Genomic DNA, 24,604 nt, shown 5'->3' with positions numbered 1-24,604 from the left:
TTACTGAAACTGTTTTTCACTGCCTAGCGTTTGCGCTTGAAAATGCGAAGAAAAGGCGCCTTTGCGGGGAAAGACGCCGGGAAGGATCAGCGAACCGGTTGTTTATTGGCCCACCGCAGAAAACGCTTCTGTGTTTCCTTGTCGGCTTGCTGGAACCAATATTGCAGCATCTGTTCCGACACGTTTTCCCCTTTCAGCGTGACCGTTGGAGCGTTCAGCGGCGTGCCGGCCAGCGAGGGCGTTGAGGGATTATCGGCGTTCGCCTGAACGAAGGCCGCGACGGAGGCGGAGCGATTCTGGCGGTTGTAATCTGTCATCACCTTTTCCAAATCGGCATTGAAGGTGACGCTGTCGGGATGCAGCACGTCATGCCGGAACGGCAGGGCGTTGCCGTCTTTATCGACCACCAGATAATTCAACGTCTTGTCAAAGCGTTGCGCATCGCGATCGTTCTCGATGCGCGGCAGTTCGATCGCCACCTGGCTGATCTTTTGCGTATTGAAGGAGGCAACCAGCGGCAGGGAAGCATATGCCTGCGTATGCTGGCCGGCGCGGACGTTTTTGGTCACTTTAAACAGCAGCTGGTGCTGTCCGCCATCCAGTTCAAGACTGTCGGCGCCTTTTAACAACGAACCTGTCATTTTCTTGCCGTCGACCACCAGCAGGTCGATGTCCGGGGAGAGTTTCAGGGTCGTAGCCGCGGCAGGCATGCTGATGCTGAGCAACGCCGCAACCACCAGACCAAATTTCATCATTATCTCCTTATAAAGTGACGTAGCTCTAAGTGTTGAACACGGCATAGGTTGTGTCAAAATTTTTCAATCGGGCGTTATGTTCACATTTTTACATATTTTATCGCGATTAGACACGACCATGAGCAGCTGAACCGCGACAGCCTCTGACCATAAGATTGCGCTGAAGTTTCCCTCGCGTTGCGCTTAGCCGAGCGGGTGCCGATCGGTTACACTCGAAGCGGAGAGTGGCGGTGTGATAAACGGGAGTTGAAAGATGCAAGATCAAGAGATTATCGAGCTGTTGCAGCAGGTGAAAACTATCGCGCTGGTCGGTGCCAGCGATAACCCGTCGCGGCCCAGCTATGGGGTGATGGCATATCTGTTGGCGCAAGGCTACCAGGTGATCCCGGTCAGCCCAAAACTGGCGGGGCAGACGCTGCTGGGGCAGCCGGTTTACGCTACGCTGGCCGCTATACCGCAGCCGGTGGATATGGTTGACGTGTTTCGCAATTCGGAGGCGGCTTACGGCGTGGCGCAAGAGGCGATAGCGATCGGCGCCAAGGCGCTGTGGCTGCAGATTGGCGTGATTAACGATCAGGCGGCGGAGCTGGCGCAACAGGCCGGGCTGCGCGTGGTGATGGATCGCTGTCCGAAAATCGACATTCCGCGTTTGGGGCTGGAGCGCTGAATAAAAAGGGCCTGGCGCGATGCCAGGCCCTCTCGGGTTTCTCAGGTCTTGGCGCGGTCAATTGCGCAAGCGTGGCGCCTGTAGCTGGTGGCGGATGGATTCCGCCAGTTCATCCAGCGATGGTTGCTCGGGGTGTGCCTCCTGGGCTTCGCTATCCAGCTGTGCTTCCGCCAGATAGGTGTGTACCGGTTGGCCTTCCTCGTCTTCCATCACCACGTGGTACCAAGGGGCGGAACGCAGTTCATCGTTCGCCGCTATCTCGTCAGCTTTGGGTTGTTCCAAAGAGTATTCCGGGTCGATATCGATCACGACACCCAAATACCCCAGCAGTTTATGCCTAACCTGTTGTCCGATACCGAATTTGCTGGCAATCATGATGACCTCCTGAGAAACAATGCCTTGCTCATATATGGGGGCAAGGCAGCGCATTTCAAGTTACATCACCCGACAAGCGAATCCTTTCAGGTACAGCCCCTCAGGATACGTGGCGATCACCGGGTGATCGGCAGCCTGCCGGAACTGCTCTATAAATTGTACATCACGTCCGGCATCTACAGCGGCGTCGGCCAAAATTTTCTGGAACAGGTCGGTCGGCATCAGCCCGGAGCAGGAGAAGCTGAGCAGAATGCCGCCCGGATTCAGCAGCTGCAGCGCCAGCATGTTGATGTCTTTGTAGCCGCGGCAGGCGCTAGCCAGCTGGTTTTTGTTCTCGACGAACTTCGGCGGATCCATGATGATCAGATCGAATTTCTCGCCCTGGGTGCGGTAGTTGCGCAGCAGTTGGAACACGTCATCGCGGACGAACTCCGCTTTGCTCAGATCCAGCTTGTTGAGCTCGACGTTCTGCCGGGCGATATCCAGCGCCGCCTGCGAGGTATCCACGCTGATTACCTGCGCGCAGCCGCCCATCAGAGCGGAAACGGCGAAGGCGCCGGTGTAGGAGAAGCAGTTCAGCACCCGACGGCCGGCGGAGTAATTGCGCGCCGCCAGGCGGCTGTCGCGCTGGTCGAGGTAGAAACCGGTCTTGTGCCCCTGCTGAATGTCCACCAGCAGCTTCATGCCGTGTTCGGTGATCGGCAGCAGTTCCGGGGGCAGATCGCCCAGCACCGGGCCCTGTGCCAGCGGCAGGCCTTCTTTTTTGCGCACCGCAACGTCGGAGCGATCGTAGATCGAACATTCCGGGTAGCAATGTTGCAGGGCGGAAAGCAGGGCCGGGCGCTGGTATTCGGCACCGGCGGACAGCAGCTGCAGCACCAGGAAATTCTGGAAACGATCGATAGTGATGCCCGGCAGGCCGTCGGACTCGCCGGCGATCAGGCGGTATCCGTCCAGACCGTCGCGCTGCGCGACCCAATCGCGCCAGCTTTGCGCTTGCTGCAGGCGGCGGATGAAGAAATCGATGTTAATCTCTTCATCTGGCTGGAAGGTCCAGACGCGTGCACGGATCTGCGACTCGGGCGAATAGGCGCCGCGCGCCAGCCATTTTCCCTGGCTGTCGAGAATATCGATGGTTTCACCGGAGTGGGCTTTGCCCTCAACGCGTTGAACGGCGCCGGAGAACACCCAAGGGTGGCGACGGAGTAAGGACTTTTCACGTCCTTTGGCGAGAAACAGGCGTACGGTCATAATTAATAATGCTGCCAGCTAGGAGAAAAAGAGTGACACGGCGGTGCAAAAGCACGGCAATGCCATAACGAAAACTGAATAAGGGGGCGATTATGACACAAGTTTGCATAGCTGCGTATGTGTATGGCGTGGTGCAGGGGGTCGGGTTCCGCTATTCCACACAGCGGCAGGCCGAGGCGCTGGGGGTGACCGGATATGCGCGCAACCTTGATGACGGCAGCGTTCAGGTGGTGGCCTGCGGCACGCAGGCGCAGGTGGACAAGCTGGTGGCGTGGTTGAAACAGGGCGGCCCGCGCAGCGCGCGCGTCGAACGCGTGCTGGTGGAGCCGCAGGGCGTGGTCGATTACGCCGGGTTTGGCATTCGCTATTGAATGCCCATCTGCAGCGGCGCTGCGGGCGGAGCGGTCAGATGCATTTTACCGGTTTCGGCAATCCGGCGATCTTGGTGGCTTGTTTAGCCGGCCCTTTCGGGAACAGGCGATACAGATAGCGGCTGTTGCCTTTTTCTTCGCCGTATTTTTGCGCAATGGCCTTGACCAGCATGCGAATCGCCGGTGAGGTGTTAAATTCCTGATAGAAGTCACGCACGAAGCGCACCACTTCCCAGTGTGCTTCGGTGAGCACGATCTCTTCCTGTGCCGCCAGCAGTGGCGCCAGCCCTTCATGCCAGTCGGCGCTGTTTTTCAGATAGCCCTGCGCGTCAGTGTCGATAACCCGACCTTCAAACTCCAACATACTGCCTCGATAACGGATAATTCGGAACGGCCGCCAGTTTAGCAAATTTTTTCGGCCGCAAAAAACAAAGCCCCGCCGGAGCGGGGCCAGGAAGGCATGCGTAACGTGCGATCAGTTGCTGCGGGCGAAGCCCAGAATGCTCAACAGGCTGATGAACATGTTGTAGAGCGACACGTACAGGCTAACGGTGGCGCGAATGTAGTTGGTCTCGCCGCCGTGAATGATGTTGCTGGTTTCCCACAGGATCGCGCCGGCAGAGAACAGGATGAACAGCGCGCTGATAGCCAGGTGCAGGGCAGGGATCTGCAGGAACAGGTTGGCGATCACCGCCACCAGCAGCACCACAAAACCGGCCATCATCATGCCGGACAGGAACGACATGTCTTTACGGGTGGTCAGCACGTACGCCGAGCAGCAGAAGAAGACGGTTGCGGTACCGCCCAGCGCCAGCATGATCAGGTCGCCCGCGCCGGCGTTCAGGAACGAGCTGAGGATTGGGCCAAGGGCGTATCCCATGAAACCGGTCAGCGCGAACGCCGCCAGAATGCCCGCCGGGCTGTTGGCCAGTTTATGGGTCAGGAACATCAGGCCATAGAAACCGACCAGCATCAGCAGCAGACCCGGAGCTGGCAGACCCAGCATCGTGCTGGCAGTTGCGGTCAGGGCTGAGAAGGCCAGGGTCAGGGATAACAGGAAATAGGTGTTGCGCAGGACTTTATGCGTGCTGAGCAGCGAGTCGCGCGAAGAAGATGAGACGACAATGCGGTCCATAATGCTCTCTCTTATCAAGCCATCACAAAATAATCCCGATAATAGGCAGCGCAAGCGCTTGATTAAAGTTTGTTTACCAATCTTTACCCTTAGTTATCATTACGGCAACAGCGGGGGGATGAGGTGCGCGTTTGTTCGCCGTTTGCTGTGCCTTCGCCGATTTTTCGCGCGGTTGAACACGCCCGGGCTTTACAAGTGAATGAGGTCTGTTTATAGTGCGCGTCGTTGCGGAGGGGTGGCCGAGTGGCTGAAGGCAACGGTCTTGAAAACCGTCGACGGGAAACCGTTCCAGAGTTCGAATCTCTGCTCCTCCGCCATACATTCTGACCCCGTGCTCTTTGAGCACGGGGTTTTTTGCTTTTGCGTGCGCAGAAACTGGGGCGCTTTTGCAGGAAACGCGATCGGCTATTGATAAGGGCCACGCATAGGTGAGATTATGCGGTCATCAAGGTTGGCTGCCCGGATGCCTGCTGCTGTCAGGCGCCGCCGGGGTGATAATCAACGCCACCTTATCAATTTCGCTTAATGCTCTTATGGAGACAGAGATGAACTGGTATCAAGTCGCCCTATGGACCATGATATTTTTGAAGTCCGGCGCTTTCCTGGTGTTCGTGTGGTGGTGGATGTTCAAGCGTGCGACCAAGCCTTATGTGCGCCCGCAAGACGTCGTAGTAGACGATAAGCCGTACGACGAAAATCTCACCATGGAAGAGGTGATGAAGAATCACGGCATCGTTCGGGCTGAAAAACAGCTCTGATCGTCGAATGTCTGTCTTGCTATAAACCCGAGCCGGTGTGTTCGGGTTTTTTATTCCTGCCATTTCTCTTTCTGCGTTTTTTCTCTCCCCATCGTGATCAGCCTCTGTAGCGCTTTATTGGAGTGATTTATCTCTCGATATATTAAAAAATATACCTAAAAAGTGACTGCGGAAGATATATTCTAGTCTGACGCGTTTAGCCTCGTCGGCTGATGGATGAAATTAATGGGGGCTGTTTTTGATAGGTATAGATATCCAAACGTAGATGGCATCGCGTTTCTGTTCTACTCCTATATCGGTATTTTAAGGTGGAAATAAGCTAGCCCTATGTGGGAGTTAAGAGGGCTAATTAAGAAATTTAAGATTTTTCCTCCTGTATTTTTCTTTTTATTTTCAATGGTTTTTTGTTTTTATCCCACGCCATACTTCATGCAGAAATGGGTATGCGCATTTAACCAGCGTAGTAAGCTGCATACCGTGCCCACTCTTTTATGATGCACTGCCTCCCGTCTATTACCTGATTTGTTTTTTTTATTGTTATGAAAATTATTTGATTCGATGTTGCAATCTTTTTGTCTTTGGAATTAATATGTTCTGCATCTGGCGGTGAATGAGATTTTTCCCATTGCTGGATATATTTTAAAATACACTTGGATATATAAAAACATATACCGTCAAATATAAACTTTGAGATGGCAGGATGCTGTCAATGCTCTGCTATTGCCTAAGCTTCGTTAGCCTCTGAACGGTTTAATGGTATAGGTCATTTTATATATTCTCTTTCAGCGAAGAAAGTAATGGAGTTTATTATGATTAAGCAAGGTATCTCTTTGGCGGTATTGGCTGCCGCGTTAGCTTCTGTGAGCGCAACGGCGGCAGATAATTCTGCCGGTGGCGTTATTTCGTTTAGCGGTGCCGTTACGGATACCACTTGTACCATCAACGGCGGAAAAAGCGCTGACTTTACCGTTGCGCTCAGCCCAATTTCCGTAACTGATGCGGGCAAAGTCGTCGGGCCAATCACCAAAAACAAGAAATCTTTCTCGCTGACGTTTTCCGGTTGTACGCCGGCTGCGGGAACGGCTGGCACACCACTGAAGATCTACTTCTCTTCGGCGAATAATATCTCTACCGACGGAAAGTATCTGTTAAACAGTTCTGTTAATGAAAACGACGCCGCCGTAGCAAAAAACGTCGGTTTCTCTTTGGCTGAGCCGGGCTCATCCACACCGATTCCGCTGAATGTGCCTTATCTCACCAAGATCAAAGGTGATAAAACGGCACCTGATGCAGAGACCCTGACGTTGGATGCCTACTACTACAAAACCAATGTGACCGAGGCGAAAGTAGGGGAATTGAGCTCCAACGTGACTTACACCATTTCCTACCTGTAATCGCAATTAAGCCAGGCCTGTGCCAGAGGCCTGGCTTCTGAGGTGACTATGAAACAATGCCTAATCTTTGTTGGACTATTTTTCGGCAGCTTTTTCGCCGATGCCAACATTGTAATTAATGGAACGCGTGTTATTTATCCCGAAAAAAACAAAGATGTTATCGTTCAGTTGGTGAACAGCGGTAACGATCCGGCGCTCGTGCAGGCATGGATTGATGACGGTGATATAAACTCGACGCCTGAGACGGCAAACGTACCATTCTTGTTATCTCCACCGGTGGTGAAAGTGGCTGGAAATAATGGCCAGCAATTGCGCATACAGAAAATGGGAGCCGCGCTTCCTGGCGATCGTGAGTCTGTATTTTATTTGAACGTGTTGGATATTCCACCCACGCCGGAGAATTTGCAGGGTGTCAATACGCTGCAGTTGGCCATAAAGTCGCGTATCAAGTTATTTTATCGTCCGGCAGGATTAAGCAGCAACGCTAATGCCATAACGGATTTTATTGAGTTACAGGCGGCAGGGACGGGATTTAAGATTATCAACAAAAGCCCTTATTTTTTTACGTTGGCTAATGTTGACCAGAAAGGTAAAAAAAACCTGTTGGTTGATTCAGTGATGGTCGCGCCATTTTCCAGCCTATTTGCCGCGACGAAATCTGGAGTGAGCCGAAATGTTGCTTATACCCTGCTGTATATCGACGACCTGGGGGCTTATAAATCTAAAGCCATTACTGCCCGCTAATGTGAAGAATAGCAATGACGCTTAAAATAAAATTGCTTTCGATACTGACCGTATCTGCATTCATCTCGCCGAGTAAAGTATCGGCAATGAAATTTGACACCTCTTTATTGGCAGGAGCATCCAGCGAGTCAGACCTGTCGCGCTTTTACCTCAACAATGATATGCCGGCGGGCACGCAGACTGTCGACGTTTATGTCAATCAAAGCTGGAAAGGCCGATTCTCGCTGCTGTTCGGCGAGCACCAGGGCGATATTCGCATTGCCGGTCGCGATGCCGCTTTATTGGGCATCGATCTGGACTCATTGCTCGCCGTTGCGGACAACGACCTTATTCCCATTGATAAGTTGGTGCAAGGGGGGCGTTTCGATTTTGACGTGGCGACGCTTAGCCTGAAGTTGACGGTACCTCAGTCGCGAGTCATTCGCGCAGAAGCCGGCTATGTTGACGCCAAATTTTGGGATCGTGGCGTACCGGCGCTGTTGTTGGCTTATAACGCTACCTATTACCACGTGCAATCGTTGCAGGGCGATAAAGCGTCTGCCGACGATTTTTATACCGGCCTGGAGTCCGGGTTTAACCTGGCAGGCTGGCAATTCAGAGACAGCAGCAATTTCCGTAGCAGTTCGCGGCAAGGTAATGATTGGCAAAATAATACTCGCTATGTGCAGCGTGGCTTCGCTGCCATCAAATCAAACTTGACCATGGGCGATTTTTACTCGCCAGGCGATTTGTTCGACTCGATCAGGGTGCGGGGCGGCGCCTTAGCGTCAGACATCAATATGCGACCCAATTCGCAGCAGGGGTTTTCTCCGATAGTGCGGGGTGTCGCGCAGAGCAACGCCTTGGTGAAAGTGCTACAAAACGGCAACCTTATCTATCAGGAGAACGTCCCGCCGGGCGCTTTTACGTTGGACAATATCCTGCCTACCGGTTCCGCGGGTGATCTGCTGGTGGTGGTTAAGGAAGCGAACGGGCGAGAGCAGTCCTTTACCGTACCGTTTTCCGCCGTACCCAATATGTTGAAGCAGGGCGTCAGCAAGTACGGTCTGGTTGCCGGTAAAGTCAATCAGGCAAATACCGACTACTCTCCCGCTTTCGTGCAGGGTACGCTGCAGTATGGATTCAATAATCTGGTCACCGGCTATGCCGGCACGATCCTCAGTGAGGATTACCGCACCTGGCTGCTCGGCAGCGGTTGGAACTTGCCGATAGGCGCAGTATCCGTCGATGTAACTCAAGCCTCGACGTCTTTGCAGGATCGCAAAGAGAATGGGCAAAGTTTTCGCATCGCCTATAGCAAATTTCTGGATGCCACCGCGACCAACTTCACGCTAGCCGCTTATCGTTATTCGACGAAAGGCTATTACAGTTTCAACGATGCCATTTATACCCATCAAGGTTACCGAGAACGCGACAAACACTTTCACGACTACGGGAACAACCAAGATGACGATGAGCTTGCACCGCTGGATTTGAATACCTGGGATGCCGTTCGCGCCGCTCGTCCGCGCAATACCTTCAATCTGAACCTTAATCAACGGCTCGGTGAGGGATGGGGAACGCTGTATTTTTCCGGCACCCAGCGTGATTACTGGTCGAATACGAATAAAAGCCGGGAATATCAACTTGGGTATTCAAACGCCTTTGAACGTATCAGTTATAACGTTTCCGCCAGCAGGGTAAGAAACTCCGATCGAAAAGAGGAGACGCGGTTTTATCTTTCGCTGAGCGTGCCGCTTTCGGTATTCGACAATAATGCCTATCTCAGTACCGGCTTATCGGCTACCGATTCACATTATCAACAAAGCACGCTAAGCCTGAGCGGCAATGCGCTGGAATCGAACCGACTGAGTTATGCGCTTGCCGGCAGTAATCAAAGCGGTGGCAACAGCATGGCGAGTGTGAATGCAGCCTATCGTGCCAACGCGACGACCGTCGGCGGCTCCTACAGTGAATCCTCTGACTATCGACAATTGGGGATGAGTGCCCGCGGTAGCCTGGTGGCGATCCCTTGGCATTTGTTGGCGTCAAACGAAATGGGCAACACCATGATGGTGGTGGATGCGCCCAAGGCCAAAGGGCTGATGGTGAACGGCGACGAGAGCATCGTCACTAACGACGAAGGGCTGGCTTTGGTGCCGTACGCCACGCCGTACCGGCAAAACTCCGTGACGTTGTCGGATTCAGGCAATAGCTCCGGGGCGGAGATCGTCGGCAATATCGCCAACAGCGTGCCTTATGCCGGCGCCGTCAACTATCTGAAGTTCGAAACCGATCAGCGTCGGCCTTATACGCTTCGCGCTTTTAAGCGCGGAGATGTGCCCTTGCCATTTGGTGCGGAGGTGACGGATCAAAGCGGACACGCCATTGGCTTTGTCGGGCAGGCCAGCGTCCTGTATCTGCGCGTGGAACAGCAACCCACGTCACTGGAAGTCCGGTTGAATGACGGTGTTTGCAAGATTGAACGCCCGCAAATCTCGATGGACAGCGCAGCCAACATTTGTCGATAAAAGGATAATTACACCATGCTCAGGATACTCGTACTGGCGCTGTCCTTAGTGTTCAGTGGTTACAGTTACGCTTCATGCTACGGCAACGGCATCCAATACGCGCCGCCTATCTACGTCGACTTGTCGGATAAGCTCAGCGACAAGACACCGGTTTGGGATGGCAGTTTTTATACGCAATACAGCGGTTCATTCAGCTGTTCAACCTCGAGCAGTGAATTCGGTTATACCCGCATCCTGTCAACCGACAGCTCGAAAGCGACCATTCTGGGGTTCAGTAATGGAAAGTATTGGGTGCGGGCAGAGATAATCAACGATGTCGCCAACAAGAAACTCAGTGGTTGGGGAACGCACAACGCCTCGGAGTTGAATGAGCCGATGAATATTCGCTTCAGTCTGGTCAGCAAGACAGGCACATCGATACCCGGCGATACTGTCAGCCTTAAAGACGTGATGTTCGTGACCGATCTGAGCGGAATGTCGTTGTTGGAGATTATTTTGTGGCCGGCCAAGCAGTTGTTGAAGATTTTGACCTGGCTGCTCAATGGTTTCAACTGGCCTTACGATCAGCGCGACATGTATGGGCAGCCGATGACTATCAAATATGCGCCTAAAATGACGACCTGTTCTTTTGACAACGCCGGCTTGGCGGTGAAACTGCCGACGCTGGGAGTGTCCCAGATAACTCAGGGCGCGAAAAATGGGCTGACGCCCTTTACGCTCAATTTCAGTTGTCAGAATCGACAAAAAGACGGGACGACCGATCGTGATATCAATATGTTTTTATCCAGCAACAACCTGCTGTCATCGGATAATTCGGTTTTGATTGACAAGAGTGCCGGGGCGGCGAGAGGTGTAGGTATTCGCCTGGTGAATGCTAACACACCGGATACGCCCGTTATGTTAGCGCTTTCCAACACGGTACAAGGCTCGGCGACATCATTATTTCATGCTGGCGTCGGTAATGCGTTAGATGCACAATTTTCCATCGGCATGGCGGCCTATTATTATCCTTACGACAAGGTTATCGTGAGCAGCGGGACGATTAACACATCCGCCACGCTTAATATTATATATAAATAAATCTTCTGTTATTTTTAATAATAAAAAACAGGTTGATACGAATAAGAAAAATCTTAACATGGTAATTGATGGCAAATATTATCACTTGAATAATATTGGTTTTTAATCAGGATCTCTATGTTGAGGATGAACTGTATGACGGAACAAATCCAGATCGGTGTTAAGGTGGAAAAGTCGCTAAAAGATGAGGTTGACGTAATTCTTCGCGGTTTGGATATTAAACCGACGACGGCGATAAATGGACTCTATCAATATATTTCGCAGCACGGTGAACTGCCTTTTGTCATATCAACCAGTGTGAAAACCCCGAAGGACATCGCCGGAGGGTTGTTCAAAAGCCTATTTTCCTTACAGAACACACTTCGCGTTTTTTTTGATAAAGTCCAATTAAAACAGGGTATAAGCAGGGGTGAGGTGCTGATTATTCTCGATATACTGCGCGATTTCGTCGTTGGATTCCGCCAGAATGAGCAATATCTCGGGATCTCGCCATTTGGCCAGCGTGTCGTCTGGAAGGATGCGGTATGTGCGGTAGAGGGTATTCATGAGATTTTAGATAATAATGTAAAATACAGTGAAGAAGGTGTTATGTATCTGGATGATTTTTATCTTTCATCGTTGTCCGGGTTGTTGCGCTCATTATGTACTTCTCTGAAGTAAGTTAACCAACATCGATTAACTCACATCGTTTTCATGGGCTATCTAAAAAATGGCCCATGACGAATGGCAATGGAATGACTTTATGCAAGTGGCTATCTTTTCTGACGATTACTATTTATTTTATGGGATGTCGCAGCTCTTGATGCCTTTTGAGGGTATTGAGGTCATTAATCTCTATTCACCTGCCGGCGGCAGAGTGCATGCCGTTTATTGTCATGCGGATATGGTTATTGTTTCTTTTTCTTCTATATGCCGGATCATGAATTTTTTGTCGCATATTATAGACAGGCCTGCCCATGCTATCGTGCTGACCGGTGTGGAAACGCCGCGCCTGTCGAATTTTAATTGCCTAAAAAAAAGCATCGGGTTGGTAGCGTTCACGGAGGCAATCACGTCGTTTGTTGCAAGCGGCAAAGGACAGCGCCTGTCGTCGAGAGAGATTGCGGTGTTGGCCATGCTGTTGACGGGAAAACCCAATACTCGTATCGCCAAAGCATTAGGCATTTCCGAGAAAACCGTCAGCCAACATAAAATGAATGCCATGCGTAAGCTGGAGATTGAACGTTTTCATCAGTTCATTTTGGCAGCGGATGAACGAGTGTAATCGCTATCTCACGGGCGGGGGGTTGGGTCGCAAGGAGTGCGTCTACTCACCCGTGCTCGTGCGGGCGTTCGAAAATATGCGCGCCGGCGCCCTGTTGGCCCAAAATATCGTTTGGGTTGCGCAGCGGGCAGTCGGTGAGCGACAGGCAACCGCAGCCGATGCAGCTGTCGAGATGGTCGCGCAGCACCGTCAGCCGCTGAATGCGCTCATCCAGCGTTTTGCGCCAGGCGGAGGACAAAATTCCCCATTGTTCGGCGGTCAGCTTGCTGCCGGTGGGAAAGCGGCCCAGCGTGGCGCGGATCTCCTCCAGCGGAATGCCCGCGCTTTGCGCGATTTTGATCACCGCGATGTAGCGCAACACCACCGGCGTGTAGCGACGCTGATTACCGGCGTTGCGCGTTGCCTGAATCAGCCCCTTGCTTTCGTAAAAGTGCAGCGCGGATACCGCCACGCCGCTGCGCTTCGCCACTTCCCCCACGGTCAATAGCCGATAGGTGTCAATCGGTTCATTTCTTGCCATTCCACGTTCCTTAGCTTGACCTCAAGTTAACCTGAGGTTTTATAGTGCAGCCAGCCGGGCTTGGCAACCGGCATCTCTCGTCACCTGCCTGCGCTGCGTCGGGGGAAGGATGGCTTTGGCTGTAAAATCAGGAAGAAACCGTTACATGATGAAACGAAACCTCATTATTGCCGCGCTGCTGGCGGCGCTCGCCGCCGCCGCCGTTGCGATGCGATCCACCGCGCGGCAAAACGAAGGCGCGCCGGCCTATCCGCCGGTGAAAGTGGCGCTGGCGCCCGCCCTGCGTGAACAGGCGGCGCGCAGTTACGCCGGCGTGGGCGAGCTGGAGGCGGCCAGCCAGGTGGCTGTGGCGGCGGAGACCAGCGGCCGCATCACGCGCATTCTGTTCGAATCCGGCCAAACGGTGCGGCAGGGGCAACTGCTGGTGCAGCTCAACGATGCGGTCGAGCAGGCTGAGCTGGTGCGCCTGCAGGCGCAATTGCGCAATGCCTATCTGCTGTTGGCGCGCATGCGCAAGCTGATGAACCTCAACGCCACCGCGCGGCAACAGTTGGACGATGCGCTGGCCGAACGGGATATGGCGCTCGGTGCGGTGCAGGAAACGCAGGCCAAAATCGCGCAAAAGGCGATCCGCGCGCCGTTCGCCGGCACCATCGGCATTCGCCGCGTGCATGAAGGGCAATACCTCAACGCCGCCGACGCGGTGGCGAACCTGGTGGACGCCGATACGCTGCGCGTCAACTTCTCGCTGGACGAACAAAGCAGCGCCGGGCTGGCGCTGGGGCAGGCGGTGTCGGTGCAGGTTGGGGCGTATCCCGATCGCGCTTTCCCTGCCGCCATTACCGCTATCGACCCGATGATCGGCAAATCCCGCACCGTGCAGGTGCAGGCGACGTTGACCAACCGCCAGGGGTTGCTGAAGGCCGGCATGTACGCCGGCATTCGCGTCACGCAGCAGCAGCGCGTGGCGGTGTTGACGGTGCCGGAAACGGCGCTGACCTACACGGCCTACGGCGATACCGTGTTCCTGGCACAGCAGGGTGAAAAGGGCATGACGGTCAAACGCGTTTCGGTCGCCGTGGGTGAGCGCAACGACGGGCGCGTCGAGATCGTCAGCGGCCTGCAGGAAGGCGATCGGGTGGTGACCTCGGGCCAGCTCAAGCTGAGCGACGGCATGGCGGCCGAGCCGGTGGCGCAGGATACGTTGAACGCCGCCCAGGCTGGTTCTTGAGGAGAGACCGATGACATTTACCGATCTGTTCGTGCGCCGGCCGGTGCTGGCGCTGGTGGTCAGCACCCTGATCCTGCTGTTCGGCGCGCTGGCGCTCAGCCAACTGCCGATCCGTCAATACCCGCTGTTGGAAAACTCCACCATCACCATCAGCACCGACTATCCCGGTGCGTCGTCCGAGCTGATGCAGGGCTTTGTCACGCAGCCGATCGCCCAGGCGGTGTCGTCCGTCGAGGGCGTTGACTACCTTTCATCCTCGTCGGTGCAGGGGCGCAGCGTGGTGACGGTGCGCATGGCGCTGAACCGCGATTCGACCCAGGCCTTGACTGAAGTGATGGCCAAGGTCAACCAGGTGCGCTACAAGCTGCCGGAGCAGGCTTACGATCCGGTGATTGAGCGCTCCGCCGGTGAAGCTACCGCCGTCGCCTATGTCGGCTTTTCCAGTAAAACGCTGTCCACGCCGGCGCTGAGCGAATACCTGACGCGGGTGGTGGAGCCGATGTTCACCACTATCGACGGCGTCGCCAAGGTGGAAGTGTTCGGCGGGCAAAAAATGGCGATGCGCCTGTGGCTGGACAGCGATCGGCTGGCCGGCCGCGGCCTGACCGCCGCCGACGTGGCCGACGCGGTGCGGCGCAACAATTACCAGGCGGCGCCGGGCAAGGTGAAAGGGCAGTATGTGGTTGCCAACGTGCGGGTGAATACCGATCTCACCAGCGTGGAGGAGTTCCGTAATCTGGTGGTGCGCAACGACGGCAACGGCCTGGTGCGCCTGAAAGACGTCGGCACCGTGGAGCTGGGCGCCGCAGCCACGGAAACCAGCGCGCTGATGGATGGCGAACCGGCGGTGTTTCTCGGCGTCTTCCCTACGCCGACCGGCAACCCGCTGGTGATCGTCGACGGCATTCGTCACCTGATGCCGGCAATTGACAAGATGCAGCCGCCGGGCGTGAAGATGGCGCTGGCGTTCGAAACCGCACGCTTTATCCAGGCCTCGATCGATGAAGTGGTGCATACCCTGCTCGAAGCGCTGGCGATCGTGGTGGCGGTGATCTACCTGTGTCTGGGGTCGCTGCGCACCGTGCTGATCCCGGTGGTGACCATTCCGCTGTCGATCCTTGGCGCCGCCGGGCTGATGCTGGCCTTCGGCTTCAGCGTCAATTTGCTGACGCTGCTGGCGATGGTTTTGGCGATCGGTCTGGTGGTGGACGACGCCATCGTGGTGGTGGAGAACGTGCATCGCCATATTGAAGAGGGGAAAACGCCGCTGGCGGCGGCGATGATCGGCGCGCGCGAAGTGGCGGGGCCGGTGATCGCCATGACCCTGACGCTGGCGGCGGTCTACGCGCCGATCGGCCTGATGGGCGGGCTGACCGGCGCGCTGTTTCGCGAGTTCGCGCTGACGCTGGCCGGCGCGGTGGTGGTGTCCGGCGTGGTGGCGCTGACGCTGTCGCCGGTAATGAGTTCTCTTCTACTGCCTGCCAAACAGAGCGAAGGGCGCGTGGCGCGCGCCGCCGAGTGGTTCTTCGGCGGCCTGACGCGGCGCTATGCGCGCGCGCTGGATTTCTCGCTGCACCACCGTTGGGTGACCGGCGCGCTGGCGCTGCTGGTGATGATCAGCCTGCCGCTGCTGTACCTGATGCCGCAGCGCGAGCTGGCGCCGACCGAGGATCAGGCCATCGTACTGACCGCCATCAAGGCGCCACAGCACGCCAACCTGAACTATGTCGAGCGTTTTGCGTACAAGCTGGACGAGGTTTACAACCGCATGCCGGAAACCGAAAGCCGCTGGATCATCAACGGCAGCGACGGCACGGCGTCCGGTATCGGCGGCATCAACCTGACGCTGTGGCAGGCGCGCCAGCGCTCGGCGTCGGCGGTGCAGGCCGATCTGCAACGGGCGGTGAACGACGTCGAAGGCACCAGCATTTTCGCCTTCCAACTGCCCGCGCTGCCGGGCTCCACCGGCGGGCTGCCGGTGCAGATGGTGCTGCGCACGCCGCAGGACTACCCGCAGCTGTATCGCACCCTGGAAGAGGTGAAGCAGAATGCCAGAAACAGCGGCCTGTTTATGGTGGTGGACAGCGATCTGGACTACAACAACCCGCTGGCGGAGGTGCATATCGACCGCGCCAAGGCCAACAGCCTCGGGATACGCATGAGCGACATCGGCGAATCGCTGGCGGTGCTGGTGGGGGAGAACTACCTCAACCGCTTCGGCATGGACGGGCGCGCCTATGACGTGATCCCGCAGAGCCTGCGTGAACAGCGGCTGACGCCGCAGGCGCTGGCGCGGCAGTACGTTCGCACGCAGGACGATACGCTGGTGCCGCTCTCCACCGTGGTGTCGGTGGCCGTTAAGGTCGAGCCGAACAAGCTGACCCAGTTTAACCAGCAGAACGCCGCCACCCTGCAGGCCATCCCCGCCCCCGGCGTTTCGATGGGCGAAGCGGTCGCCTTCCTCGAGCGGCAGGCCAATGCGCTGCCGGCCGAATTTAGCCACGACTGGCAGGGGGATTCGCGCCAATATACCCAGGAAGGCAGCGCGCTGGCGTTCGCGTTCCTGGCGGCGTTGGTGATCATCTACCTGGTGCTGGCGGCGCAGTATGAGAGCCTGAAGGATCCGCTGATCATCCTCATCACCGTGCCGCTGTCGATCTGCGGCGCCTTATTGCCGCTGGCGCTGGGTTACGCCACGATGAATATTTATACCCAGGTCGGGCTGGTGACCCTGATCGGGCTGATTAGCAAGCACGGTATTCTGATGGTGGAGTTCGCCAACGAACTGCAGATGCATCAGGGGTTGACGCGGCGCGCCGCGATTTTGCAGGCGGCGCAAATTCGCCTGCGGCCGGTGCTGATGACCACCGGGGCGATGGTGTTCGGCTTGATCCCGCTGCTGTTCGCCAGCGGCGCGGGTGCCGCCAGCCGCTTCGGTCTGGGGCTGGTGATCGTGTCCGGCATGCTGGTGGGCACGCTGTTCACCCTGTTTGTGCTGCCGACGGTGTACACACTGTTGGCGCGCGATCACGCGGTGGCGTCGCCCCGGCAGCGTGAGTTGGCCGCCGCGCAAAAGGCGCTGACGGAATAAACCGCCGGCGCCCGGATGAAAAAATAAACCCGCCGAGGCGGGTTTTTTCGTCAGTTTTTGCAGCCCATCAGCTCCGGCAGGACGCCGGGCTTGCTCTTCAGCGAGGCCTGCACGTCGTCCGGCAGACCGGCCCAGATGATCAGGCCGGTACGCTTCTCGATCTCGTCCACCGTCACGCGGAATTGGCAGAAATCGGCGCCCTTCGGCGTGTTCTGATCGAACAGGAAGGCGGCATAGTGGTTTACCGCCGGGCTGTTGTTGATGAAAATCACCTTCCAGTAGGCGCTGGGGATGGTGTGCGCTTTCTGGGTGCCCGGCAGTTTGCCCATATCGCGTTCATACAGCGGCCCGGTCACGGTATAGACCGAGGAGATATCGGCGCGATCGATCAGCTTGCGTTCCTGATCTTCCAGCCGCGCCCAGGCGCCCTGGTTAAGATCGGACTTTTGCGGCGTGATGTTGGACAGGTAGTTCAGCGATTCCCAGTCGGAAACGCCCGCCAGCGAGGCCAACGGCGCCTGATGGCCGCGATCGACCTTCAACGCCGCATTGGCACCGGTGTAATCGGCGGGCGCCAGGGTATCCGCCGGATTGAGCGCCGGGTCGGTTTTCCAGTTGCGCGTCTTGCCGCTGGCCGGCGTGTCTTTGGTGATGTGATAGGCCACCCAGTTGGCGAACTTGGTGGTGCTGTTGTTGTTCAACGTATAAGCATGACGCACGATCGACACGTTGCTGCTGCCGCCGGTCGGGCAGCCGACCGCGCAGTTGTCGATGGATTCGAGCGTGTCGGCCGACGCCTGTACGGCGAACAGCAGGGCGGCCAGGGCCAACATCTTGTTGTTAAAGCGCATATTCATATCCTCAATAAGTTAAAAAATACTGTATATATTTACAGTGAATTAAACTTATCGCAGTGAAACGAATACAACAATGCAACATATTCATGTTGCGAATGTGTCAGCGTTAGCAGAGCGGAACGGCGCCTTACACGCCGCTTGGCCGATCAAAAACGCCAAAATGCGCGTGAACAAAGGATCAGCATCGGATAGATCTCGAGGCGGCCGAGCAGCATGGCGGCGCACATCAGCCATTTCGCCGCATCGTTCAACGTGCCGAAACCGGCGGCGGTTTCTCCGTACCCCAGCCCCATATTGTTGATGCAGGCGGCGACGGTGGCGAAGGCGGTGACCAGATCATAGCCCATCAGATTCAGCAGCCAGATAAACAAGCAGGTGAACAGTACATAGAGAAAGAAGAAGCTCCAAACGGAGCGCAGCGTTCGATCCTGGATCGGTGCATTGCCGACCTTGATGGTATACATGGCGTTGGGATGCACCAGCTGGTTGATCTCGAGCCGGCTTTGCTTGTACATGATCAGAAAACGCAGTGCTTTAATGCCGCCGCAGGTGGAGCCGACGCAGCCGCCGAAGAAACTCGCCGCCAGCAGCAGCATGATGGTATGGGACGGGATCCGGGTGTAATCGGCAATCGCCAGGCCGTTGTCGGTCATCATCGAGCTGGTGAGGAAAAAGCCGTGCACGAAGGCGTCTTTGGCGCCGTACATGCCTGAACGGTATAGCTCGATACACACGATCGCCACGACGATGGCCAGAATCAACAGGAAAAAGCGCAGCTCGGGGCTGCGGTACAGCGGTTTCAGGCTGCGGCGGCCGACGGCCACGAAATAGAGCGTGAAGTTCACCGCCGCCAGAATAGAGAAAATGCCGCCGACCATTTCCACCGCCGAACTGTCGTAGTACCCCAGGCTCTCGTTGCGGGTGGAAAATCCGCCGAGCGAAACGGTGGAAATACCGTGGCATAACGCATCGAACCACGGCATGCCCGCCAGACGAAAGGCGACGGTACAGGCCAACCCCAGCCCAAGGTAGATCAACCACAGGTTTTTCGAGGTATCGGCCAGGCGTGGCGTCAGGCGTTCCTCCTTGAACGGGCCGGGCATTTCCGACTGGTAAAGTTTGGCGCCGCCGATGCCCAGCAGCGGCAGCACGGCCACCGCCAACACGATAACCCCGAGGCCGCCGATAAAATTGAGCTGGGAACGGTAGTAGAGGACCGATTTGGGCACGTTCGAGACGTCATTCAGCACCGAGGCGCCGGTGGTGGTGATGCCGGAGACTCCCTCAAACATCGCGTCGACCAGCCGGACGTTCAGCGTATCATCCAGCCACAGCGGCAGGGAGCTGATCGCGGAAAACAGCAGCCAAAACATCACGATGATCAGAAAGCCGTCCTGAGTGCGCAACTGCACTTTCGACTGGCGGGTGCTGAACCAGCCCAATCCGCCGAGCGTGGCGGCCACCACCAGGGTATAGAAGAATGAGAAGGCGCTTTTTTCTTTATACAACAGGCCCATCAGCAGGGGCGGGATCATCGAAAGGCTGTAAAGAAGGACCAAAAAGCTGCAAAGATGAATGACGACCAGGATTTGTTTGGTTCTGACCATGCTGTTGCTCGGAATGCCTGCCGACAATGTGTCAATTTATTGAAGTGTATCAAGCATAAAGCAGGCGATATAAAAATAGCGTAAAAATTCATATCGCCGAATAAATATGGCCGGTGAGCCTGCCGGGGAGACGTTATTCCAGCAGGTCGTTGACCGTGCGGCGCACATAGTGCGTCATTTGCGCCAGATCGTCCGGCGACACCGGGCCGCCGCCGGCGCGCACCACCTGCTGTTCAATCTGGGCGATCTCTTGCTCGACCTTGTTGGCGATTTGCACCTTGACTATCTTGTCCACCGAAGACAGCAGCACCTTCAAGACCACTTTCAGCGCGATGTTCTCGCAGAACGAATCGTAGTGATGAACCGGCGGCGGCGGGGCCGGAGCCGGCTCGGGCGCGCGCGGAGCCAGAGCCTTGAAGCTGTCTACATTTTCAATAATAAGATCCATGTCTCTTATTAGTTCATCAAAATCTTTAGACACTGACTTATTCCCTTCGCTGTGCGCAAAAAACAGAGCGCCCGTCCTCGCGCCTAAGGCTGACAAGCGACGGGCAGAACGAATTCGGGCCTGGCCTTCAGACGCTGAATGGCCGGGGGAGGGGCATTCTAACCTTGCGGCGGGTCGGCAACAAGATGGGGCCGTGCGAATGCGCGGCCCTTTGAATCACAGGCGCAGGAGGGTGCTTAACTTTTCAGCTTGGCGGTGATTTTTGCCACGTGCTCGCCCTGATAGCGGGCAATGGTCAACTCTTCGTTGCTCGGTTGCCGCGAACCGTCGGCGCCGGCGATGGTGGTGGCGCCATACGGGGTGCCGCCGCGTACCTGCGAAACGTCAAACAGCTCTGGCGTGGCATAGCCGATCGGCACGATGATGAAACCGTGATGCGCCAGCGTGGTCCAGGTGGAACTGATGGTGTGTTCCTGGCCGCCGCCGGTGCCGGTAGAGGAGAAGACGCTGCCTACCTTGCCGTACAACGCGCCGGAAGCCCACAGGCCGCCGGTCTGATCGAGGAAGGTGCGCATCTGCCCGGCCATATTGCCGAAGCGGGTCGGCGTGCCGAAGATAATGCCGTCATAGTCCGCCAGCTCCTGCGGGCTGGCGACCGGCGCCTGCTGATGTTGTTTGCCCCCTGCTTTGGCAAAGGCCTCCGGCGTCATGGTTTCCGGCACGCGTTTAATCGTCACGTCCACGCCGTTAACCCGATTCGCGCCTTCGGCCACCGCCTGTGCCAGGTGTTCGATATGGCCGTACATTGAGTAATAAAGCACCAACACTTTCGTCATGTTCCGTACTCCCGCTCAGATGATTAACAAAAACCCTTGATAAGCATAGAAGCGAATGACGAATTTGGTTTTGTCGAATGGCGGATTCAGGGCAAGCGCCGCAGCTTGTGCGCCAGCCGCTGTTCCTGCCAGCGGCTGAAGACATTGCGCAGCAGCAGGGTACGCACCGCCCGCATGACCAGCGCGAGGCTCATGCCGCCGATCGCCCACAGCGACCAGAGATATTGCGGATGGGTAAACCAGTTGATGGCGAACAACATCACACCAATCACGGCGAAACGCACCGCCATGCTCAGCAGCTTGCCTTCTGCCGCGACCTGGCGACGAATGCGCTGTTCGTCAGGCGTCTCCTCCTCCATTGCCTGTTGCGGCTGCGCATTGAGATCGCTGACCTGCACGCCCAGCGCGGCAGCGATCGCGGTCAAGGTTTCCAGGCTGGCCTGTTCACCGTTTTCAATCCGCTGGACGGTGCGGGTGCTGAGGCCGGCGATCGTCGCCAGCTGCTCCTGCGACCAGCCTTTTTCCAGACGTAATGGCCTGATGCGGTACTTTTGCATGGTGCACTCCTGAGTTCGCTGTCACTGTCATTCAGTGTAGGGCGAGCGCGGTGGCGGCGCCACGACAGCGGCACGACAGCGACACGACATCCGCCGCCGGTGCGGGCCGGTGGGCGGTCAGAAGGCGACGTTGCGGATAAAACGCAGGGGCAGGTCGCCGTGGTTGGCGTAAGCGTAGCGTTGATCGCTGTTGAAGGTTTGCGCGGCGCCGGCGGTGAGCGTCAGCGTATCTTGTTCCAGCTCCAGCGTCAGGGTACCGGCAATCACGTAGATCATTTCGCTCCAGCCTTCGGCGTCCGGCGCAGAGTCATAGCGCTCGCCCGGCATCAGCGTCCATTCCCACAGCTCGGCCCGCTGCCGCGCCGGTACGCTGGCGGCGAACAGCGCCTGGCTGCCCGGCTGCGCGCCTTGCCAGGCCAATTCCCCGACCATATGGCTGCCGCGCGCCTCCGGTGCCTGGATCAGGTCGGTAAAGGAAATCGCCAGGGCGGCGGCGATCTTGTCGAGCACCGCCAGGCTGACGTTGCGATCGCCGGCCTCGATGCCCGCCAACATGCGGCGGCTGACGCCGGAAAGCTCGGCCAGCGCCATTTGGCTCAGGCCCGCCTGTTGGCGGTAGCCGCGCAGATTGCTGCTCAGGTACTGCAGCACCTTGGGGGGATCGGTTTTTGCGTTATGCGCCGTATTGCTCATCGCCGGACTTTATCTCATACTGGCAGGATCTGTGCATTATATTGCACTCAGCAGGAAGGGCAAGCCGGTGTCAGCAGCAAAAAAATCCTTTATTTCCGCCGTGGTTCCGCAAATCAGGCTGCCGGAAGCGGTGTTGATTTTCATCACCATGATCTGGGGCGGCACCTTTTTGGCGGTGCATCACGCGATGCAGGTCAGCGGGCCGTTCTTTTTCGTCGGTCTGCGTTTCGCCACCGCCACGCTGGCGCTGACCCTGTTTTCGCTGCGCGTGTTGCGCGGCCTGACCCTGTATGAACTGAAGGCGGGCGGGCTGATTGGGCTGGCGATTATGTTTGGTTACAGTATGCAAACCGTCGGCCTGCAGACCATCACCAGCAGCCAATCGGCGTTTATCACCGCCATGTACGTGCCGATCGTGCCACTGTTGCAATGGCTGGTGCTGGGGCGGTTCCCCGGCATCATGTCGTGGATCGGCATTCTGCTGGCCTTTACCGGCCTGATGCTGCTGGCGGCGCCGAGCAGCACCGACATGACGCTGAGCCTCGGCGAAATTCTGACGCTGGCCGGTACCCTGGGTATGGCGGCAGAGATCATTCTGATCGGCGCCTTCGCCGGTAAGGTGAATATCCGCCGGGTGACCATCGTGCAGCTGGCGACCGCCTCGCTGACCTCATTTTTAATGATGGCGCCGACCGGCGAGTCACCGCCGCCGTATTCGGATTATCTGCTGTACAGCGCCATTGGGCTGGGGCTGGCCAGCGCCTTGATTCAGCTGACCATGAACTGGGCGCAGCGCAGCGTTTCGCCGACGCGGGCCACGGTGATTTACGCCGGCGAACCGGTCTGGGCGGGCATCGTCGGGCGGTTGGCCGGCGAGCGTTTGCCGGGCGTGGCGTTATTGGGGGGCGCGTTGATCGTGATTGGGGTGGTGGTCAGCGAGCTGCGCGTGCGGCGCAAGGATAAAGCGGCGGTGGCGACGGAAGCGGATTAGCGCGGAGGCTTAGAAGGAAAAAAGGGGCGGAGATATCCGCCCCTTTTTGCATCATGCGGTTTTCTTCTTGCGCAGGAACACGTAAGACAGGCCGAGCACGATGAACCACAGCGGGGTGACGATCAACGCCTGGCGGGTGTCTTCGCGCAGCGACAGCAGCACCAGCACGAACACGAAGAACGCCATGCACACCCAGCACATCAGTTTGCCGGCCGGCATCTTGTAGATCGATTTCTGGTGCAGCGCCGGGCGCTGTTTACGGTAGACCAGATACGAGCACAGGATGATGGTCCAAACGAACATGAACAGAATCGCCGATACGGTGGTCACCAGGGTGAAGACCGTCATCACGTTCGGGATCAGGTAAATCAGCACCACGCCGCCCAGCAGGCAGATGCAGGAGAAGGTGAGGCCGTTGGCCGGCACCGCGCGCTTGGACAGATTGGCGAACGATTTTGGCGCGTCGCCTTCCTGCGCCAGCCCGAACAGCATGCGGCTGGTGGAGAACACGCCGCTGTTGGCGGAGGAGGCGGCGGAGGTCAGCACCACGAAGTTGATCACGCTAGCCGCGGCAGGCAGGCCGATCAGCACGAACAGTTCAACGAACGGGCTCTTGTCCGGCACCACGGAGCTCCACGGCGTCACCGACATGATGACGATCAGGGAGAACACGTAGAACATGATGATGCGGATCGGAATCGAGTTGATGGCGCGCGGCAGCGATTTCTCCGGATCCTTGGTTTCTGCGGCGGTGGTGCCCACCAGCTCAATGCCGACGAAGGCGAATACCGCAATCTGGAAGCCGGCGAAGAAGCCGCTGATGCCTTTCGGGAACATGCCGCCGTCATTCCACAGATGAGTGAATGAGGCCACGGTGCCGGTCGGCGATTGGAACTGCATGGCGATCATCACCAGCCCGGCGACGATCAGCCCGACGATGGCGACGATTTTGATCATCGCAAACCAGAATTCCATTTCGCCGAACATCTTCACCGTCGCCAGGTTAAGGCCGAGCAGCAACAGTACGCACAGCAGCGAAGCGATCCATTGCGACAGCCCGGGGAACCAGAACTGGGCGTAGGCGGTAATCGCTACGACGTCGGCGATGCCGGTGACCACCCAGCAGAACCAGTAGGTCCAGCCGGTGAAGAAACCGGCCCACGGGCCGAGCAGATCCGCAGCGAAATCGCTGAACGATTTGTATTCCAGATTGGACAGCAGCAGCTCGCCCATGGCGCGCATCACGAAGAACAGCATAAAGCCGATGATCATGTACACGAAGATGATCGAAGGGCCGGCCAGGCTGATGGTTTTACCTGAGCCCATAAACAGACCGGTGCCGATGGCGCCGCCGATGGCGATCAGTTGAATATGTCGGTTAGTGAGGTTTCGCCGTAGATGATCTTCTGAAGCGGGCGTCGCGTCAGTCGCTATTTTAGAGTGATCTACCATCTGATGATGTCCTGTTT

General features: G+C 56.8%; 25 protein-coding genes and 1 tRNA gene. 13 read left to right on the top strand and 13 right to left on the bottom strand.

Translation table 11 applies throughout. The features are described 5' to 3' along the window. Positions 1-86: 86 nt before the first annotated feature. Positions 87-752, bottom strand: coding sequence for a DUF2057 family protein (locus tag ACUXAC_RS10805; RefSeq protein ID WP_060419659.1), 666 nt, complete (start codon positions 750-752; stop codon positions 87-89). Positions 753-1,008: 256 nt separating this feature from the next. On the opposite strand from ACUXAC_RS10805, the gene ACUXAC_RS10800 reads away from it, so the two are divergent. Then, on the top strand, positions 1,009-1,422 hold the full coding sequence (locus tag ACUXAC_RS10800; protein ID WP_060419657.1) for a CoA-binding protein: 414 nt from the start codon (positions 1,009-1,011) through the stop codon (positions 1,420-1,422). Between the two features lie 57 nt (positions 1,423-1,479). Here the strand turns inward: ACUXAC_RS10800 and hspQ are convergent, their stop codons facing one another. Both hspQ and rlmI read right to left on the bottom strand, forming a co-directional pair. Continuing rightward, a complete protein-coding gene (gene hspQ, locus ACUXAC_RS10795; protein ID WP_033637900.1) occupies positions 1,480-1,797 on the bottom strand; it encodes a heat shock protein HspQ in 318 nt (105 codons plus the stop codon). Between the two features lie 60 nt (positions 1,798-1,857). Continuing rightward, positions 1,858-3,048, bottom strand: coding sequence for a 23S rRNA (cytosine(1962)-C(5))-methyltransferase RlmI (gene rlmI, locus ACUXAC_RS10790; RefSeq protein WP_141958733.1), 1,191 nt, complete (start codon positions 3,046-3,048; stop codon positions 1,858-1,860). Between the two features lie 92 nt (positions 3,049-3,140). Between rlmI and yccX the strand changes: the two genes are divergently transcribed. Continuing rightward, positions 3,141-3,419 carry an acylphosphatase gene (yccX, locus tag ACUXAC_RS10785; RefSeq protein ID WP_060419652.1) on the top strand — a complete coding sequence of 93 codons (279 nt, stop codon included), beginning with the start codon at positions 3,141-3,143 and terminating at the stop codon, positions 3,417-3,419. A gap of 34 nt (positions 3,420-3,453) precedes the next feature. Here the strand turns inward: yccX and tusE are convergent, their stop codons facing one another. Together tusE and yccA are read right to left on the bottom strand one after the other, a co-directional pair. Continuing rightward, positions 3,454-3,783, bottom strand: coding sequence for a sulfurtransferase TusE (gene tusE, locus ACUXAC_RS10780; RefSeq protein ID WP_070913939.1), 330 nt, complete (start codon positions 3,781-3,783; stop codon positions 3,454-3,456). Between the two features lie 111 nt (positions 3,784-3,894). Then, positions 3,895-4,554 (bottom strand): FtsH protease modulator YccA, encoded by a 660-nt coding sequence (gene yccA / locus ACUXAC_RS10775; protein ID WP_141958735.1) that lies wholly within the window; start codon positions 4,552-4,554, stop codon positions 3,895-3,897. 229 nt (positions 4,555-4,783) lie between these two features. On the opposite strand from yccA, the gene ACUXAC_RS10770 reads away from it, so the two are divergent. From ACUXAC_RS10770 to ACUXAC_RS10735, 8 genes are all read left to right on the top strand, one after another. Further along, positions 4,784-4,871 (top strand) — tRNA-Ser (locus tag ACUXAC_RS10770). 228 nt (positions 4,872-5,099) lie between these two features. Then, entirely contained in the window at positions 5,100-5,312 is a 213-nt protein-coding gene (locus tag ACUXAC_RS10765) for a hypothetical protein (protein ID WP_060419649.1), read from the top strand. Positions 5,313-6,109: 797 nt separating this feature from the next. Then, positions 6,110-6,706, top strand: coding sequence for a fimbrial protein (locus ACUXAC_RS10760; RefSeq protein ID WP_373275474.1), 597 nt, complete (start codon positions 6,110-6,112; stop codon positions 6,704-6,706). Between the two features lie 48 nt (positions 6,707-6,754). Beyond that, positions 6,755-7,450 carry a fimbrial biogenesis chaperone gene (locus tag ACUXAC_RS10755; protein WP_343179608.1) on the top strand — a complete coding sequence of 232 codons (696 nt, stop codon included), beginning with the start codon at positions 6,755-6,757 and terminating at the stop codon, positions 7,448-7,450. Between the two features lie 14 nt (positions 7,451-7,464). Further along, positions 7,465-9,960 (top strand): fimbria/pilus outer membrane usher protein, encoded by a 2,496-nt coding sequence (locus ACUXAC_RS10750; protein ID WP_454266651.1) that lies wholly within the window; start codon positions 7,465-7,467, stop codon positions 9,958-9,960. A 15-nt stretch (positions 9,961-9,975) separates the two neighbouring features. Next, positions 9,976-11,040, top strand: a complete 1,065-nt coding sequence (locus ACUXAC_RS10745; RefSeq protein WP_343179428.1) for a fimbrial protein — start codon at positions 9,976-9,978, stop codon at positions 11,038-11,040. A 135-nt stretch (positions 11,041-11,175) separates the two neighbouring features. Then, positions 11,176-11,700 (top strand): hypothetical protein, encoded by a 525-nt coding sequence (locus ACUXAC_RS10740; protein WP_343179430.1) that lies wholly within the window; start codon positions 11,176-11,178, stop codon positions 11,698-11,700. An 82-nt stretch (positions 11,701-11,782) separates the two neighbouring features. After that, positions 11,783-12,304, top strand: coding sequence for a helix-turn-helix domain-containing protein (locus tag ACUXAC_RS10735; RefSeq protein ID WP_343179432.1), 522 nt, complete (start codon positions 11,783-11,785; stop codon positions 12,302-12,304). A 46-nt stretch (positions 12,305-12,350) separates the two neighbouring features. Here ACUXAC_RS10735 and soxR read toward each other — a convergent pair whose 3' ends face one another. After that, positions 12,351-12,824 (bottom strand): redox-sensitive transcriptional activator SoxR, encoded by a 474-nt coding sequence (gene soxR, locus ACUXAC_RS10730; RefSeq protein ID WP_308378638.1) that lies wholly within the window; start codon positions 12,822-12,824, stop codon positions 12,351-12,353. A 145-nt stretch (positions 12,825-12,969) separates the two neighbouring features. Here soxR and ACUXAC_RS10725 point away from each other — a divergent pair, with 145 nt between their 5' ends. Beyond that, complete coding sequence (locus ACUXAC_RS10725; RefSeq protein ID WP_387442540.1) at positions 12,970-14,055, top strand: efflux RND transporter periplasmic adaptor subunit; 1,086 nt, start codon at positions 12,970-12,972, stop codon at positions 14,053-14,055. Between the two features lie 10 nt (positions 14,056-14,065). Next, complete coding sequence (locus ACUXAC_RS10720) at positions 14,066-17,146, top strand: MexW/MexI family multidrug efflux RND transporter permease subunit (RefSeq protein WP_159317874.1); 3,081 nt, start codon at positions 14,066-14,068, stop codon at positions 17,144-17,146. Positions 17,147-17,196: 50 nt separating this feature from the next. Here the strand turns inward: ACUXAC_RS10720 and ACUXAC_RS10715 are convergent, their stop codons facing one another. The 6 genes from ACUXAC_RS10715 to ACUXAC_RS10690 form a co-directional block, all read right to left on the bottom strand. Continuing rightward, positions 17,197-17,997, bottom strand: coding sequence for a DNA/RNA non-specific endonuclease (locus ACUXAC_RS10715; RefSeq protein ID WP_038875289.1), 801 nt, complete (start codon positions 17,995-17,997; stop codon positions 17,197-17,199). Positions 17,998-18,149: 152 nt separating this feature from the next. Further along, positions 18,150-19,610 (bottom strand): TrkH family potassium uptake protein, encoded by a 1,461-nt coding sequence (locus ACUXAC_RS10710; protein WP_387442534.1) that lies wholly within the window; start codon positions 19,608-19,610, stop codon positions 18,150-18,152. A gap of 133 nt (positions 19,611-19,743) precedes the next feature. After that, positions 19,744-20,058, bottom strand: coding sequence for a hypothetical protein (locus ACUXAC_RS10705; RefSeq protein WP_016928271.1), 315 nt, complete (start codon positions 20,056-20,058; stop codon positions 19,744-19,746). A gap of 236 nt (positions 20,059-20,294) precedes the next feature. Continuing rightward, a complete protein-coding gene (wrbA, locus tag ACUXAC_RS10700) occupies positions 20,295-20,894 on the bottom strand; it encodes an NAD(P)H:quinone oxidoreductase (protein WP_049201633.1) in 600 nt (199 codons plus the stop codon). A gap of 86 nt (positions 20,895-20,980) precedes the next feature. After that, entirely contained in the window at positions 20,981-21,451 is a 471-nt protein-coding gene (locus ACUXAC_RS10695; protein WP_049272896.1) for a helix-turn-helix domain-containing protein, read from the bottom strand. Between the two features lie 117 nt (positions 21,452-21,568). Beyond that, positions 21,569-22,144, bottom strand: coding sequence for a helix-turn-helix domain-containing protein (locus ACUXAC_RS10690; RefSeq protein ID WP_060440248.1), 576 nt, complete (start codon positions 22,142-22,144; stop codon positions 21,569-21,571). Between the two features lie 67 nt (positions 22,145-22,211). On the opposite strand from ACUXAC_RS10690, the gene ACUXAC_RS10685 reads away from it, so the two are divergent. Further along, the gene (locus ACUXAC_RS10685) at positions 22,212-23,135 is read left to right on the top strand and encodes a DMT family transporter (RefSeq protein ID WP_049201628.1); all 924 of its coding nucleotides are present in this window, start codon (positions 22,212-22,214) and stop codon (positions 23,133-23,135) included. 51 nt (positions 23,136-23,186) lie between these two features. Here ACUXAC_RS10685 and cycA read toward each other — a convergent pair whose 3' ends face one another. Further along, entirely contained in the window at positions 23,187-24,587 is a 1,401-nt protein-coding gene (gene cycA, locus ACUXAC_RS10680) for a D-serine/D-alanine/glycine transporter (protein ID WP_197652030.1), read from the bottom strand. Positions 24,588-24,604 lie beyond the last annotated feature (17 nt).

The sequence above is a fragment of the Serratia sp. 121840015-1 genome, from assembly GCF_053627655.1.
Note: the sequence above shows the minus strand (reverse complement) of the source record. Positions and strands in the feature narration are given on the sequence as shown.

What these genes read in the sequence shown, in the direction of transcription:
- ACUXAC_RS10805 (WP_060419659.1), bottom strand. Translation starts at nt 752, where the DNA reads ATGAAATTTGGTCTGGTGGTTGCGGCGTTGCTCAGCATCAGCATGCCT.
- ACUXAC_RS10800 (WP_060419657.1), top strand. Translation starts at nt 1,009, where the DNA reads ATGCAAGATCAAGAGATTATCGAGCTGTTGCAGCAGGTGAAAACTATC.
- hspQ (WP_033637900.1), bottom strand. Translation starts at nt 1,797, where the DNA reads ATGATTGCCAGCAAATTCGGTATCGGACAACAGGTTAGGCATAAACTG.
- rlmI (WP_141958733.1), bottom strand. Translation starts at nt 3,048, where the DNA reads ATGACCGTACGCCTGTTTCTCGCCAAAGGACGTGAAAAGTCCTTACTC.
- yccX (WP_060419652.1), top strand. Translation starts at nt 3,141, where the DNA reads ATGACACAAGTTTGCATAGCTGCGTATGTGTATGGCGTGGTGCAGGGG.
- tusE (WP_070913939.1), bottom strand. Translation starts at nt 3,783, where the DNA reads ATGTTGGAGTTTGAAGGTCGGGTTATCGACACTGACGCGCAGGGCTAT.
- yccA (WP_141958735.1), bottom strand. Translation starts at nt 4,554, where the DNA reads ATGGACCGCATTGTCGTCTCATCTTCTTCGCGCGACTCGCTGCTCAGC.
- ACUXAC_RS10765 (WP_060419649.1), top strand. Translation starts at nt 5,100, where the DNA reads ATGAACTGGTATCAAGTCGCCCTATGGACCATGATATTTTTGAAGTCC.
- ACUXAC_RS10760 (WP_373275474.1), top strand. Translation starts at nt 6,110, where the DNA reads ATGGAGTTTATTATGATTAAGCAAGGTATCTCTTTGGCGGTATTGGCT.
- ACUXAC_RS10755 (WP_343179608.1), top strand. Translation starts at nt 6,755, where the DNA reads ATGAAACAATGCCTAATCTTTGTTGGACTATTTTTCGGCAGCTTTTTC.
- ACUXAC_RS10750 (WP_454266651.1), top strand. Translation starts at nt 7,465, where the DNA reads ATGACGCTTAAAATAAAATTGCTTTCGATACTGACCGTATCTGCATTC.
- ACUXAC_RS10745 (WP_343179428.1), top strand. Translation starts at nt 9,976, where the DNA reads ATGCTCAGGATACTCGTACTGGCGCTGTCCTTAGTGTTCAGTGGTTAC.
- ACUXAC_RS10740 (WP_343179430.1), top strand. Translation starts at nt 11,176, where the DNA reads ATGACGGAACAAATCCAGATCGGTGTTAAGGTGGAAAAGTCGCTAAAA.
- ACUXAC_RS10735 (WP_343179432.1), top strand. Translation starts at nt 11,783, where the DNA reads ATGCAAGTGGCTATCTTTTCTGACGATTACTATTTATTTTATGGGATG.
- soxR (WP_308378638.1), bottom strand. Translation starts at nt 12,824, where the DNA reads ATGGCAAGAAATGAACCGATTGACACCTATCGGCTATTGACCGTGGGG.
- ACUXAC_RS10725 (WP_387442540.1), top strand. Translation starts at nt 12,970, where the DNA reads ATGATGAAACGAAACCTCATTATTGCCGCGCTGCTGGCGGCGCTCGCC.
- ACUXAC_RS10720 (WP_159317874.1), top strand. Translation starts at nt 14,066, where the DNA reads ATGACATTTACCGATCTGTTCGTGCGCCGGCCGGTGCTGGCGCTGGTG.
- ACUXAC_RS10715 (WP_038875289.1), bottom strand. Translation starts at nt 17,997, where the DNA reads ATGCGCTTTAACAACAAGATGTTGGCCCTGGCCGCCCTGCTGTTCGCC.
- ACUXAC_RS10710 (WP_387442534.1), bottom strand. Translation starts at nt 19,610, where the DNA reads ATGGTCAGAACCAAACAAATCCTGGTCGTCATTCATCTTTGCAGCTTT.
- ACUXAC_RS10705 (WP_016928271.1), bottom strand. Translation starts at nt 20,058, where the DNA reads ATGGATCTTATTATTGAAAATGTAGACAGCTTCAAGGCTCTGGCTCCG.
- wrbA (WP_049201633.1), bottom strand. Translation starts at nt 20,894, where the DNA reads ATGACGAAAGTGTTGGTGCTTTATTACTCAATGTACGGCCATATCGAA.
- ACUXAC_RS10695 (WP_049272896.1), bottom strand. Translation starts at nt 21,451, where the DNA reads ATGCAAAAGTACCGCATCAGGCCATTACGTCTGGAAAAAGGCTGGTCG.
- ACUXAC_RS10690 (WP_060440248.1), bottom strand. Translation starts at nt 22,144, where the DNA reads ATGAGCAATACGGCGCATAACGCAAAAACCGATCCCCCCAAGGTGCTG.
- cycA (WP_197652030.1), bottom strand. Translation starts at nt 24,587, where the DNA reads ATGGTAGATCACTCTAAAATAGCGACTGACGCGACGCCCGCTTCAGAA.